The organism is Bradyrhizobium sp. SBR1B (assembly GCF_014198205.1).
In the GTDB taxonomy this organism is placed as follows: Bacteria; Pseudomonadota; Alphaproteobacteria; order Rhizobiales; family Xanthobacteraceae; genus Bradyrhizobium.
The window spans coordinates 124,617-137,256 of sequence record NZ_JACIHC010000016.1 but is presented as its reverse complement, the minus strand read 5'-3'; the positions used below and the strand labels follow the sequence as shown (position 1 = coordinate 137,256).

Sequence of the window (12,640 nt, the reverse complement as noted above, 5' to 3'; positions counted from 1 at the left end):
GGCCAACGCGTCCCCATGCCCTATATAGGGCGGTAGCGGACAACAACGCGTTTTGGGCCGCGGGACGCAACTCGGACTCCAGACATGACCGACACGACCTCGATGAAACACCAGACACCCTTAACATCCGGTGATTTCACCGCCGCCGACGAGCCATTTGCGCTGTTCGAGGCCTGGCTGAACGAGGCTATCAAGAGCGAGCCGAACGATCCGAACGCCATGGCGCTCGCAACCGTCGACCCCGACGGGCTGCCCGACGTGCGCATGGTGCTGATGAAAGGCTTCGATACCGAGGGTTTTGTCTTCTACAGCCACATCGCCAGCCAGAAGGGCCGCGAACTCGCCGCAAATCCTAAGGCAGCGTTACTTTTTCACTGGAAGTCGCTGCGCCGTCAGGTCCGCATCCGCGGCAACGTGACGCCGGTGACCGAGGCCGAGGCCGACGCCTATTTCGCCACCCGACCCAAGCAGGCCCAGATCGGCGCCTGGGCGAGCAAGCAGTCGCAAGAGCTGGAGAGCCGCTTCGCTTTCGAACAGGCCATCGCGAAAGTCGCGGCCAGATACGTCATCGGCGAAGTGCCGCGGCCGCCGGGCTGGAGCGGCTGGCGCATCACGCCCTCACGCATCGAGTTCTGGCACGACCGCCCGTTCCGCTTGCACGACCGCATCGAATTTCGCCGTGACGCGGCCGGCCAGAAGTGGTCCAAGACGCGGATGTATCCCTAAGCTTTAGGCCGACCTGAAAGATGTCCATGCCGCATTCGTCCAATGCGCCGCGCCGTACACTGCTCCTGACCGGAGCCAGCCGCGGCATCGGCCACGCCACCGTGATCCGCTTCTCCTCGGCGGGCTGGCGCGTCATCACCTGCTCGCGGCATCCGTTTCCGGAGGACTGTCCGTGGGACGCGGGGCCCGAGGACCACATCCAGGTCGACCTCGGCAATCCCGAGGACACCGCGCGCGCGATCAGCGAGATCCGCAGCCGGCTGGAGGGTGGCACGCTGCATGCGCTGGTCAACAACGCCGCGATCTCGCCGAAGGGCGCGGGCGGCTCCAGGCTCGGCTCGGTCGACACCGATCTCGACACCTGGACGCACGTCTTCCACGTCAACTTCTTCGCGCCGATCATGATTGCGCGCGGGCTGATCGAGGAATTGAAGGCGGCCAAGGGCTCGGTCGTGAACGTCACCTCGATCGCGGGCTCGCGCGTGCACCCCTTCGCGGGCGCCGCCTACGCGACGTCGAAGGCCGCGCTCGCGGCGCTGACGCGCGAGATGGCCTCCGATTTCGGCCGCGTCGGCGTGCGCGTCAACGCGATCGCTCCGGGCGAGATCGATACCTCGATCCTGTCGCCGGGCACCGAGAAGATCGTCGAACAGCAGATTCCGATGCACCGGCTCGGCACGCCCGACGAGGTCGCCAAGATCATCTACGTGCTGTGCACGGACACCTCGTCCTATGTCAACGGCGCCGAGATCCACATCAACGGCGGCCAGCACGTGTAGTCCGTTCGCGTCATTGCAGTGACGGAGCAAGGGCGACAACCTCGCTCTCTCGTGTCCCGGACGCGTTGCGGCACGCAGTGACGCTGCACTGCGTCTGGGGCACGAGAGCGGATTGTGGCGCATGTTGTCTCCACATGTCATTGCGATGCTCCAGTGCATATCCCAGCGGCAGTGCCGTAGGGTGGGCAAAGGCGCATAGCGCCGTGCCCACGATCTCCGTCCATGAGCAACAAGGCGTGGGCACGCTGCGCTTTGCCCACCCTACGAGATCGAGCTTGTGGCACGCAGCTCGGCTCGCAGACACGCCTCTTCGGCCTCGCGGCGCATTTCGCCCGAGCTTTGCTTGATCACTCCACCCTCTCATCCAAGAGGGCGCAGGGAAGGCCGGGTGCTGGCTCGCACCCGCGGTCCGCTGCGCGAAAAGCACGCGCAGAAAGAACCGCACAGCAGCATACAGGTGTGGCCGATCACTCGGCCTTCCCTGCGCGATGGCTGGACGGCTTATGCCGTGATCTCCCGGGAGCCGACCATTCCTTCTGGCCTCCCTCGCCCCGCGAATTTGGATGATGCAGTCTGCCCGGTTGGGCTCGCTCGCATCTTCGCAAGGACTTGACCGTGGCAACGACGGCCAGGACCACACGGTTTTGCCGTACGCACGGCCCGCCATTTCGCCGCAGTTTTCCCGGGCCCCGTCGACGAAGCCGGAAACTTACAGACGAGACGAAGCCTGGCAGCGCCGTCGTCCGCACGAAGCCTCGGGCTCACAGGGACTACCCGCCCTGCCCGCGCCTCTCGTGCCGACGCTGCCGCGTCCACCGCAAGCCCGGCTCGCGACAGTGACGACACATAGTCGCCCCTCTTGGGTGAGCCGGGATGGACGACACATACGCCGAAACCGAATTTCGGTAAAGTGGAATATTTTCGGCGAAGCGGATTGACAGAGCGCGACACAGGCCCCGTTTTGGCTGGATGGGGGTTCAGCCGGTCTCTAACGCACCCGCCAATCGGACGTCACAGCCGATTGTCCTGAACAGAAGGGAAGCAAGGCGATCCAGACAACGCCGCCGCAAGACCTGGATCGCCCTCGCCTTCCGTTCCTCAATCGATTCGAATCCGACGTGACCTGTCGCGCGGCCGTGGAGCGGCCGTGCTGAATGCGGTCGAGCAGTCGTCGTCATTCTCACCATCGAGCAGCGGAGCACCACAGTGCCGGCACATGCGTGCCGACATCGACGACGCCTTGCCGCTCGCCAGGACCTGACGATAGTTCGCCAGGTCGATGACGTTGCGGGGCGACGTTATGTGTTTTTCAACCATGGTTGTTCCTCGCGGCTACGCACTGCTTATCGCAGACAAGTTTCGCGCAAACGTTCAGCCCACCGCTCAAATTTTACCGGAGGAATTGCGGCACGGCGAACACATCACGGCGCGGCCGCAATCCCGATCTATTCTGCGACACGATTCACCGTGTCTGTGCGACCGGCGTAAGGTCTCGGTAGCTATTTTCCGAGCGCAACGGGATCAGAGCCACTTCTTCCACTTGAAGAGCCAGTACGGAAGGATCGCGGCGACGAGCATCATCACCAGCGCCATCGGATAGCCGTGCGCCCATTCGAGTTCCGGCATCATCTTGAAGTTCATGCCGTAGATCGAGGCGATCAGCGTCGGCGGCATCAGCACGACGGCCATCACCGAGAACAGCTTGATGATGTTGTTCTGCTCGAGATTGACGACGCCGAGCATGGCGTCGAGCACGAAGGTGATCTTGCTGGAGAGATATGAGGCGTGGTCGGTCAGCGAGGAAACGTCGCGCTGCATGGTCTTGAGCTGCTCGCGCATGTCCTTCGACCATTTCACGCCCTCCACCACCGCGGAGAGGAAGGTGACGACACGGCCGATCGACACCAGGCTCTCGCGAACCTTCGAGGTCAGATCGCCTTTGCGGCCGATCGAGATCAGGATCTGGGAATATTGCTTGGCGTGACCGTGGCGCTCGCTCTCGGGCTCGAAGATGTCGTGGCTGACCTGGTCGATCTCGGCGCCGCAGCGCTCCAGGATGTCGGCGCAGCGGTCGATCACGGCGTCCAGCAGTTCCATCAGCACCATCTCGCCGGTAATGGAGGGCGTGCAGGAGCGGGCAAGCTTGGCCTCGACCAGGGCGAACGGCTTCGGCAGGTCGTAGCGCACCGTCACCAGGCGGTGGTCGCCGAGGATGAAGGTCACCGCCGTGGTCCGGGGCATGTCGGTATCGGAGTGGCACATCAGCGTCGCGGTCATGTAGCGCGCGCCGTTCTCGATATAGAGACGGCTGGAGATCTCGATCTCCTGCATGTCTTCCCGGGTCGGGATGGCGATGCCGGCGAGCCGCTCCACTGCCTTGTCCTCGGCCGCGGTGGGGTTGACGAGGTCGATCCAGACCGCGCTTTCGGGCACCGCGGCAAGATCTTCGATGACAACCTTCTTCAGGACAGACTCGGAGGGAACAAACACCGAAAACATGCACGACTCCAGAGAACCTGCGGCAGAATGACAGCCCTTAGCGCGATTCTGACAAGTTCACGATGACAACCACATTAATGGAGCGTTTGCATTTGTGGCGCGGCCATGGCTCAACTGTGGCACGGAATCGACAGTCCGGCCCCCTTTGGCCCAAAAATCTTCACGGGGCCGCAAAACTTGCGGCAGAAAAGCCACAGCTTGGGTCTCGCAGCGCGGGATAAGGCCTTCAGTGCTGGAATTGTGGCAGATTTCAACGATAATGGAATTAACGGAGTCGAGGAACTTGGGCAGGCTCAGGCCTTCCGCACGGTATTGTTTTGATTGGAACCAAATCATGTCGTCGCTGAAAGTTAAGTTGGGAATTCTGGCCGCCGGCCTGATGCTGTCGGGCTGCATGCAGGCCACGCATTTCGAGGCGACCGACACCAAAGCCTTCAAGCCGAAGGACAAGGAACTGCTGGCCAAAGTTCGGTACGAGAACACCCCGGTTGCGGAACCGTTCCGCCGCGCCATCGTCCAATACCACCGCAAGGAATCGCCGGGCTCGATCGTGGTCGATTCCGACAATCACTATCTCTATTACGTGCTGGATGGCGGCAAGGCGATCCGTTACGGCATCACCGTTGGCGAAGAGGCCATGGCCTGGTCGGGCATCGCCAAGGTGGGCAGCAAGACCGAGTGGCCGGCCTGGCACCCCACCCCCGGCGAAATTTCGCGCCTGGGCGTGCCGACCTATGTCGCACCCGGCCCGGACAATCCGATGGGCTCTCGCGCGATTTACCTCTATTCCGGCGGGAAAGACACGTTGTTCCGCATCCACGGCACCAATCAGCCGGAATATATCGGCGCTTCGATCTCCTCGGGCTGCATCCGCCTGACCAACGAGGACGCGATCGATCTCTATGATCGCGTCAAGCTCGGCACCCTCGTCGTGGTGCTCGAGCCGAAGCATGGCGATTCGCCCTACAATTCGCGGCTGGCGCTCGGCGGCAGCCAAACCGGCCAGGCGGGCAGCTACTGATCGCCTGCTGATCTCTGCGATCGAAAAGCGCCGGTTTCACCGGCGCTTTTTTGTTGCCGGCTTGCGCGGCTGGGACTTGCTGGCATCGGCCGCCGGCTTTTTCGCAGGCGCCGGAGACTTCTCCACCGCCTCGTCGTCAGCTCCTTCCTTTTCTTCAGGCTTGGCCTCGGGCTTGACCTCGGGCTTGGCCGCGACCTCGCGCGGTGGCGCCTCCTCGGGGCGTTCCGCTGGCAGCAGCGGGGCGACCTGCGGCAGGGGATCCCAGACGTTCCACTGGCAGATCCGGTAGTCGTTGCGCCGCTGCGCCAGGTCGAGATGGATATGGTCCTCATGGTACCAGTCCGAGCCCGGGCCGAGCACGGTGGAAAAGCGCGCGCAGACCGAGTGCAGCACGCGCTCGCGCACGTCGCGCGACATGGTGCGGTCGGTGAGGCCGATCGACTGCCCGTTGGTCAGCTTGATGGCCCGGACATCGAGGGCATTGGCCTTGCCGTGCTCTGACAGCAGCGCGCCGACGACACGGTTGCGTCCGCGGCACTCGAACGAATCGAAATTGTCGAGTTCGCCAATGGTCGAGCCGAGGCTGGTGGCCAGCGGCGCCATGTCCTTGCGCAGCCAATCGGCGATCGCCGACGCCATGGTGCAGCGAAGAATCGCCGCCGGCTTGACCGTCACCTTGCGCTTGTCCGGCAGAACGACGGCTTCCAGCCGCACCAGATCCTCGCCGCCACAAGCGCCGGGGCCGCGGATATCCGGAATCGAGGGCGCGATCGCGATTTCCTCGGTCAGCGCAAGACGACAGGCCGAGACCGGCTTCTGGGCTGGTGCCGCAACCTCGGCGGGCTTGTCGGCGCCGGGCTTGTCCGCGAGAGGCTTGCCGTCCGCCTCCCGCGGAGCCTCGTCCGATGCCTTGTCCGATGCCTTGTCCGATGCCTTGGGCGCCTCCTCGGGGCGCGGTCTCGGCAGCGGGATCCTGGCGGAATGAACCGCGGGGCGCGACCGTGGTGCGGCGATACCGAAGATATCCAGTGGGGATGTGTATTTTCGCGCCTCTGCCCTCTCGGCGAGGACGAGCGACAGCCCGAGCGCAGCGGTAACCATTGCCGCGCCAGCGGACATATAGCCGCGACAAGACCATTTGCGGCGAAAGTCCGGCAGGCTAAAACTCATGACAATTCTTTGGCCCAACGCTGAGAGCGACAACGCGCCCAGCGACTTCTCGGAGGAACGTCGGAATGCTTGGTTTGATGCAAGATTGGCCCCTGCTCTGCCACCGGATCATCGAACATGCCGCCAAAATTCATGGCAAGCAGGAGGTGGTTACCCGCTCGGTCGAGGGACCGATTCATCGCACCAATTACGCCGAGATCCACAAGCGCGCGCTCAAGGTCTCGCAGATGCTGGAGCGCGACGGCATCAAGCTCGGCGACCGTGTCGCGACGATCGCCTGGAACACCTGGCGCCATCTCGAGGTGTGGTACGGCATCATGGGGATCGGCGCCATCTGCCATACCGTCAATCCCCGCCTTTTCCCCGAGCAGATTGCCTGGATCATCAACCATGCGCAGGACCGCATCGTGATGACCGACATCACCTTCGTTCCGGTCCTGGAGAAGATCGCCGACAAGCTGACCAGCGTGGAACGCTACGTCGTGCTCACCGACAAGGCGCACATGCCGCAGACGACGCTGAAGAATGTGGTCGCCTACGAGGACTGGATTGCGGAGGCCGACGGCAAATTCAAATGGAAGGACTTTGACGAGAACACGGCAGCCGCGATGTGCTACACGTCGGGCACGACCGGTGACCCGAAGGGTGTGCTGTATTCGCATCGCTCCAACGTGCTGCATGCGCTGATGGCCAACAATGTCGACGCGCTCGGCACCAGTGCGTCCGAGACGATGCTGCCGGTGGTTCCGCTGTTCCATGCCAACAGCTGGGGCATCGCCTTCTCCGCGCCTTCGCAGGGCACCAAGCTGGTCATGCCCGGCGCCAAGCTCGACGGCGCCTCGGTCTACGAGCTGCTCTCGACCGAGAAGGTGACGCACACCGCCGGCGTGCCCACGGTGTGGCTGATGCTGCTCCAGCACATGACCGCCAATAATCTCAAGCTGCCGGACCTGAAGATGGTGATCTGCGGCGGCTCGGCGATGCCGCGGTCGATGATCAAGGCCTTCCTCGACATGGGCTCGAACGTGCGTCACGCCTGGGGCATGACCGAGATGAGCCCGATCGGCAGCGTCGCGGCGCTGAAGCCGCCGTTCCAGAACGCCACCGGCGATGCGCGGCTCGACGTGCTGCAGATGCAGGGCTATGCGCCGTTCGCGGTCGAGATGAAGATCACCGACGACGCCGGCAAGGAGCTGCCCTGGGACGGCAAGACCTTCGGCCGCCTCAAGGTCTCCGGCCCCGCCGTCGCCAAGGCCTATTACCGCGTCGACACCGACATCCTCGACGAGGACGGCTTCTTCGACACCGGCGACGTCTCGACCATCGACGAGGACGGCTACATGCGGATCACCGACCGCTCCAAGGACGTGATCAAGTCCGGCGGCGAGTGGATCTCCTCGATCGACCTCGAAAACCTCGCGGTTGGCCATCCGGCCGTGGCCGAAGCCGCCGTGATCGGCGTGTTCCACCCCAAATGGGACGAACGGCCGCTCCTGATCGTGCAACTCAAGCAGGGCCAGCAGGCCACCCGCGAGGACATCCTCAAATACATGGACGGCAAGATCGCCAAATGGTGGATGCCCGACGACGTCGCCTTCGTCGAGGGCATTCCGCATACGGCCACCGGCAAGATCCTGAAGACGGCGCTGCGCGACCAGTTTAGGGATTATCGCTTCCCGAACGCGGCGGCGTAGCGGCAAAGCAAGCAACGTCATTCCGGGGCGGTGCGAAGCATCGAACCCGGAATCTCGAGATTCCGGGTTCGGCTCCTTGAGCCGCCCCGGAATGACCGGTCATAACAGCCCGATCTCCCTTGAATTTGCCCCCGCGCCGTGGTCTCAACGGCCCTCGTCGCGCCGAACTGGCCGGCATCGCCAACCCCGGCAGAGCTCACTCGATGGCCCGCAGGTTTTCCGCTCCCTATCAGTCGGAGCCCGTGTCCAGCCTCGCGAGCTGGGCGCGCAATCTGGCCGTGTTCGCGGTGGTGGCGGTGGTGGTCTCGATCATCATCGTCCGCTTCGATTTCCTGGAGCCGAAGCCGGCCCTTGCGACCTTCTTCGGCGGGCTCGCGATATCAGGCCTGTCGATCCTGTTCGGGCTCGCCGGCTTTGCCGCGATCTGGCAGAACGGCTCGCGCGGCATGGCGCGCATCCTGCTCGCTTTGCTGATCGACGCGGCGATCCTCGCCTATCCCGCCTATCTGGCCCTGCAATATCGCAAGCTGCCGGCGATCTACGACATCACCACCGACCCGATCGATCCGCCGCGTTTCGACGCGCTGGCGCGCCTGCGCACCGGCGAGGGCACCAACACCGCGGTCTATGCCGGCCTCTATTCGGCGGAGCAGCAGCGCCACTTCTACCCTGATATCGAGCCTGTCGAGCTCGAGATCTCCGTCGACCGCGCCTATGCGATCGCGCTCCAGCTCGTCAACAAGCGCAAATGGATCATCATCGACGAGCGCGCACCGCAGCCGCCGCGCCGCATCGGCCGCATCGAGGCGGTGGCGCGCACGCCGATCATGGGGTTTCGCGAGGACATTTCGATAAGGTTCGTGCCGGACGGCGATGATTCCCGCGTCGACATCCGCTCTGCCTCGCGCAATTTCGACAGCGATCTCGGCAGCAATGCCGCGCGGGTCAAGAAATTCATCGACGATCTCAACACCGCCGCCGATGCCGACGCGCTCAAGCCGGTGAAGAAGACCCCGGTGGCGCCGCCGAAAGCGCCGGCAAAGACGGTGAAGAAATGAAACTGGCGAATGGCGAGTAGCGAATAGCGAATAGCGAATGGAACGCTACTCGCTACTCCCCATTCGCCCCTACGCCATCCGATACGTCCCGCCGATCACGGGATCGCCGTCGGTCGCCACCACGCCGCGGGCGACCAGGTCTTCCAGGTGCGCCAGCACGGAATAGCCGGCGGCCGTCGTCAGCCTCGGGTCGATACCGATATAGATCGCGCGGACCATGGTCGGGATGTCGGTCTCGCCCTTGGCGAGGCGGTGCAGGATCGAGGCCTCGCGCGCCTTGCGGTGCCGGATCAGGAAGCGCACGAAGCGCTGGCCGTCGGGGATCTCGGGGCCGTGGCCGGAGAAATAGAGATCCTCCTCGCGTGCGGCGAGCCGGTCGAGCGAGTCCATGTAGTCGATCATCGAGCCGTCGGGCGGCGCCACGATCGAGGTGGACCAGCCCATCACGTGATCGCCGACGAAGTTGAACTTTCGCTCCGGCCAGGCGAATGCCAGATGATTGGCGGTGTGGCCGGGCGTCGCAACGGCCTCGAGCCGCCAGCCGTCGCCCTCGACGACATCGCCATGCGCGATCCGGATGTCGGGTACGAAGTCGCGATCGGAGCCGGATTCCGGATTGTGCTTCTCGCTCTCGAAGCGCGGGCGCGAGGCCCGGTGCGGGCCCTCGGCATAGACCGGCGCGCCGGTCGCCTGCTTGATCCGCGCGGTGTTCGGCGAATGGTCGCGATGGGTGTGGGTGACGAAGATATGGCTCACCGTCTCGCCGCGCACGGCATCGAGCAGCGCAGCCGCATGCGCCGCATCGTCGGGACCGGGATCGATGATCGCGACATTGCCCTTGCCAACGATGTAGCTGACCGTGCCGGTGAAGGTGAACGGGCTCGGATTGTTGCAGAGCACGCGGCGCACGCCGGGCCGGACTTCCTCGACGACGCCCGGCTTCAGCGGAAAGTTGCGGTTGAACGGGACGTCGTCATTGTCGGACATGGCTTGCTCATTCCTTGCTGACTTCGTCATGCCCGGCCTTGTGCCGGGCATCCACGTTCTTCGCGTGGCTTAAGACGTGGATGGCCGGGACAAGCCCGGCCATGACGCAGTTGGAGAGTTCTCGTGCCTCACGCGTTCACCGCGTAGCCGCTCAGAAAAACGCCTGAATGCCCGTGATGGCGCGCCCCAGGATCAGCGCGTGGACGTCATGCGTCCCCTCATAGGTGTTGACCGTCTCGAGGTTATGGACGTGGCGCATCACATGGTACTCGATCGAGATGCCGTTGCCGCCGTGCATGTCGCGCGCGACACGGGCGATGTCGAGGGCCTTGCCGCAATTGTTGCGCTTCATGATCGAGATCATCTCGGGCGCGAACTTGCCCTCGTCCATCAGGCGGCCGACGCGAAGCGAGCCCTGAAGGCCGAGCGCGATCTCGGTCTCCATGTCGGCGAGTTTTTTCTGCACGAGCTGGGTCGCGGCGAGCGGCTTGCCGAACTGCTTGCGGTCGAGCGTGTACTGGCGCGCGCGGTGCATGCAGTCCTCGGCGGCGCCGAGCGCGCCCCAGGAGATGCCGTAGCGGGCCCGGTTGAGGCAGCCGAACGGACCCTTGAGACCGGAGACGTTGGGCAGCAGGGCGTCTTCAGGAACCACGACGCCGTCCATCACGACCTCGCCGGTGATGGAGGCGCGAAGCGAGAGCTTGCCGCCAATCTTCGGCGCGGACAGGCCCTTCATGCCCTTCTCGAGCACGAAGCCGCGGATCTGGTTGTCATGCGCGGCCGACTTGGCCCAGACCACGAACACGTCGGCGATCGGCGCGTTCGATATCCACATCTTGCTGCCGGTGAGGCGATAGCCGTCCGCGACCTTCTCGGCGCGGGTCTTCATGCCGGCCGGATCGGAGCCGGCATCGGGCTCGGTCAGGCCGAAGCAGCCGACCCACTCGCCGCTGGCGAGCTTCGGCAGGTACTTCTTGCGCTGGTTCTCGTCGCCATAGGCGTAGATCGGGTACATCACCAGCGAGGACTGCACCGAGTTCATCGAGCGATAGCCGGAATCGACCCGCTCGATCTCCCGCGCGACGAGGCCATACGCGACGTAGCTCGCATTGGCGCAGCCATATTCCTCCGGCAGCGTGATGCCGATCAGGCCGAGCTCGCCCATCTCGTTGAAGATCTCGCGGTCGGTCTTCTCTTCGAGATAGGCCTTGGAGACGCGCGGCAGCAGCTTGTCCTGGGCGTAGGCGCGGGCGGTGTCGCGCACCATGCGCTCGTCTTCGGTCAGCTGCTCGTCGAGCAGGAACGGATCGTCCCACTGGAAAGAAGCCGCAGCCGGCTTGTCCTTGGCCTGAGGGCGCACGCTCATGAAACGTCCTTTCGTCTGGTTCCGTCAAAATTTGCCCGACAAAGTAAAGCGCCGCGGCAACAAGTGCAATTGCATCCTGGTTTCGGTCGTTCCGGGGCGCAACACCGACGAACCGGAAATGCCGTTGTCAGGTTTCGAGCTGCTCGTTGGCAACGATCTCGATGCCGAAGCCGGACAGGCCCTTGTAGTCGTGCACCGAGGAAGTGAGATGCCGGATCGAGGTGACGCCGAGATCGCGCAGGATCTGCGCGCCGACGCCGACCTCGCGCCACTGGCGGTTGCGGTCGGCCTCGGTCGCGCTCTCGTCGGGCAACGGGGACACGGGGACACCGGCCGCGCCGTCGCGCAAGTAAACCAGGACGCCGCGGCCTGATTTCTTGAAATGCTCGAGCACGGCCGCCATGCGCTTGTGGCCGGTGAAGGTGTCCTTGACGATGTTCGGCTTGTGGAAGCGCGTCAGCACGTTCTTGCCGTCACCGACGCCATTGTAGACGAACGCGACGTGGGCGATGGAATCGAACGGCGAACGATAGGCATAGCCCTGCAAGGGTCCGATCGGGCTTTCGGTGACGAAGGTCGAGACCCGCTCGATCAGCTTCTCGCGCGCCTGGCGGTAGGCGATCATGTCCGCGATGGTGACGTGCTTGAGCTTGTGCTGGGCGGCGAAGCGGGCGACCTGCTCGCCCTTCATCACGCTGCCGTCGTCGTTCATCAATTCGCTGATGACGCCGACCGGCGGCAGGCCGGAGAGCTTGCAGAGATCGACGGCGGCCTCGGTATGGCCCGAGCGCAGCAGCACGCCGCCATCCTTGGCGATCAGCGGGAAGATGTGGCCGGGCCGGGCGAAGTCATTGGCACCGACATTGGGATTGGACAGCGCGCGGCAGCAGGAGGCGCGCTCCTCGGCGGAGATACCGGTGCCGCCATCGGGCTTGTAGTCGATCGACACCGTGAAGGCGGTGGTGTGCGCGGAATCGTTGTGGGCCACCATCGGATCGAGCCGCAGGCGGCGCGCGTCCTCGGTGGTCACAGGCGCGCAGACGATGCCTGAGGTATGGCGGATGATGAACGCCATCTTCTCGGCGGTACAGAGCGAGGCGGCGACGATCAGATCGCCCTCGCCCTCACGGTCCTCGTCGTCGGTGACGACCACGAGCTCACCCCGGGCAAAGGCCTGCAAGACTTCCTGGACGCTATCGGGCATGTCCCAATCTCTATCGGTTGTGGGCGGGAGGCTTAGCCGGACTTGGGCCGGGGCGCTAGTGTCCTGGACGCAACCGCATATGCCTGACGGCAGGCCTGCCAAGGTGGGCAGGCTTGCACCGAAGATACCAGGGATA

12 protein-coding genes are annotated in these 12,640 nt (G+C 64.2%); 6 read left to right on the top strand and 6 right to left on the bottom strand.

The window, feature by feature from the left end; translation table 11 throughout:
• The first annotated feature begins 84 nt into the window (after window positions 1-84).
• Together pdxH and GGD61_RS30810 are read left to right on the top strand one after the other, a co-directional pair.
• A complete protein-coding gene (pdxH, locus tag GGD61_RS30815; RefSeq protein WP_018322567.1) occupies window positions 85-726 on the top strand; it encodes a pyridoxamine 5'-phosphate oxidase in 642 nt (213 codons plus the stop codon).
• Between the two features lie 26 nt (window positions 727-752).
• Window positions 753-1,505 (top strand): SDR family NAD(P)-dependent oxidoreductase, encoded by a 753-nt coding sequence (locus GGD61_RS30810; protein ID WP_026202769.1) that lies wholly within the window; start codon window positions 753-755, stop codon window positions 1,503-1,505.
• A gap of 1,098 nt (window positions 1,506-2,603) precedes the next feature.
• On the opposite strand, the gene GGD61_RS30805 is transcribed toward GGD61_RS30810, so the two are convergent.
• Window positions 2,604-2,822 (bottom strand): hypothetical protein, encoded by a 219-nt coding sequence (locus GGD61_RS30805; protein ID WP_038972668.1) that lies wholly within the window; start codon window positions 2,820-2,822, stop codon window positions 2,604-2,606.
• Between the two features lie 204 nt (window positions 2,823-3,026).
• On the bottom strand, window positions 3,027-4,004 hold the full coding sequence (locus GGD61_RS30800; RefSeq protein ID WP_092263344.1) for a magnesium transporter CorA family protein: 978 nt from the start codon (window positions 4,002-4,004) through the stop codon (window positions 3,027-3,029).
• 105 nt (window positions 4,005-4,109) lie between these two features.
• Between GGD61_RS30800 and GGD61_RS30795 the strand changes: the two genes are divergently transcribed.
• Window positions 4,110-4,325 (top strand): hypothetical protein, encoded by a 216-nt coding sequence (locus GGD61_RS30795; protein WP_183231751.1) that lies wholly within the window; start codon window positions 4,110-4,112, stop codon window positions 4,323-4,325.
• Window positions 4,326-4,338: 13 nt separating this feature from the next.
• On the top strand, window positions 4,339-5,025 hold the full coding sequence (locus GGD61_RS30790; RefSeq protein ID WP_018321707.1) for a L,D-transpeptidase: 687 nt from the start codon (window positions 4,339-4,341) through the stop codon (window positions 5,023-5,025).
• 36 nt (window positions 5,026-5,061) lie between these two features.
• Here the strand turns inward: GGD61_RS30790 and GGD61_RS30785 are convergent, their stop codons facing one another.
• A complete protein-coding gene (locus tag GGD61_RS30785; RefSeq protein WP_092263351.1) occupies window positions 5,062-6,195 on the bottom strand; it encodes an extensin family protein in 1,134 nt (377 codons plus the stop codon).
• A gap of 65 nt (window positions 6,196-6,260) precedes the next feature.
• Between GGD61_RS30785 and GGD61_RS30780 the strand changes: the two genes are divergently transcribed.
• Together GGD61_RS30780 and GGD61_RS30775 are read left to right on the top strand one after the other, a co-directional pair.
• Entirely contained in the window at window positions 6,261-7,889 is a 1,629-nt protein-coding gene (locus GGD61_RS30780) for a fatty-acid--CoA ligase (protein WP_018321709.1), read from the top strand.
• A gap of 203 nt (window positions 7,890-8,092) precedes the next feature.
• Complete coding sequence (locus tag GGD61_RS30775; protein WP_092263354.1) at window positions 8,093-8,947, top strand: DUF1499 domain-containing protein; 855 nt, start codon at window positions 8,093-8,095, stop codon at window positions 8,945-8,947.
• A gap of 69 nt (window positions 8,948-9,016) precedes the next feature.
• Here the strand turns inward: GGD61_RS30775 and GGD61_RS30770 are convergent, their stop codons facing one another.
• The 3 genes from GGD61_RS30770 to ribB form a co-directional block, all read right to left on the bottom strand.
• Window positions 9,017-9,934: an MBL fold metallo-hydrolase gene (locus GGD61_RS30770; RefSeq protein ID WP_092263357.1), complete on the bottom strand. Its 918-nt coding sequence runs from the start codon at window positions 9,932-9,934 to the stop codon at window positions 9,017-9,019.
• 151 nt (window positions 9,935-10,085) lie between these two features.
• On the bottom strand, window positions 10,086-11,300 hold the full coding sequence (locus GGD61_RS30765; protein ID WP_018321712.1) for an acyl-CoA dehydrogenase: 1,215 nt from the start codon (window positions 11,298-11,300) through the stop codon (window positions 10,086-10,088).
• Window positions 11,301-11,427: 127 nt separating this feature from the next.
• Window positions 11,428-12,504, bottom strand: a complete 1,077-nt coding sequence (ribB, locus tag GGD61_RS30760; protein ID WP_092263360.1) for a 3,4-dihydroxy-2-butanone-4-phosphate synthase — start codon at window positions 12,502-12,504, stop codon at window positions 11,428-11,430.
• Window positions 12,505-12,640 lie beyond the last annotated feature (136 nt).

What these genes read in the sequence shown, in the direction of transcription:
- GGD61_RS30785 (WP_092263351.1), bottom strand. Translation starts at nt 6,195, where the DNA reads ATGAGTTTTAGCCTGCCGGACTTTCGCCGCAAATGGTCTTGTCGCGGC.
- GGD61_RS30790 (WP_018321707.1), top strand. Translation starts at nt 4,339, where the DNA reads ATGTCGTCGCTGAAAGTTAAGTTGGGAATTCTGGCCGCCGGCCTGATG.
- ribB (WP_092263360.1), bottom strand. Translation starts at nt 12,504, where the DNA reads ATGCCCGATAGCGTCCAGGAAGTCTTGCAGGCCTTTGCCCGGGGTGAG.
- pdxH (WP_018322567.1), top strand. Translation starts at nt 85, where the DNA reads ATGACCGACACGACCTCGATGAAACACCAGACACCCTTAACATCCGGT.
- GGD61_RS30770 (WP_092263357.1), bottom strand. Translation starts at nt 9,934, where the DNA reads ATGTCCGACAATGACGACGTCCCGTTCAACCGCAACTTTCCGCTGAAG.
- GGD61_RS30795 (WP_183231751.1), top strand. Translation starts at nt 4,110, where the DNA reads ATGGCTCAACTGTGGCACGGAATCGACAGTCCGGCCCCCTTTGGCCCA.
- GGD61_RS30805 (WP_038972668.1), bottom strand. Translation starts at nt 2,822, where the DNA reads ATGGTTGAAAAACACATAACGTCGCCCCGCAACGTCATCGACCTGGCG.
- GGD61_RS30775 (WP_092263354.1), top strand. Translation starts at nt 8,093, where the DNA reads ATGGCCCGCAGGTTTTCCGCTCCCTATCAGTCGGAGCCCGTGTCCAGC.
- GGD61_RS30800 (WP_092263344.1), bottom strand. Translation starts at nt 4,004, where the DNA reads ATGTTTTCGGTGTTTGTTCCCTCCGAGTCTGTCCTGAAGAAGGTTGTC.
- GGD61_RS30810 (WP_026202769.1), top strand. Translation starts at nt 753, where the DNA reads ATGCCGCATTCGTCCAATGCGCCGCGCCGTACACTGCTCCTGACCGGA.
- GGD61_RS30765 (WP_018321712.1), bottom strand. Translation starts at nt 11,300, where the DNA reads ATGAGCGTGCGCCCTCAGGCCAAGGACAAGCCGGCTGCGGCTTCTTTC.
- GGD61_RS30780 (WP_018321709.1), top strand. Translation starts at nt 6,261, where the DNA reads ATGCTTGGTTTGATGCAAGATTGGCCCCTGCTCTGCCACCGGATCATC.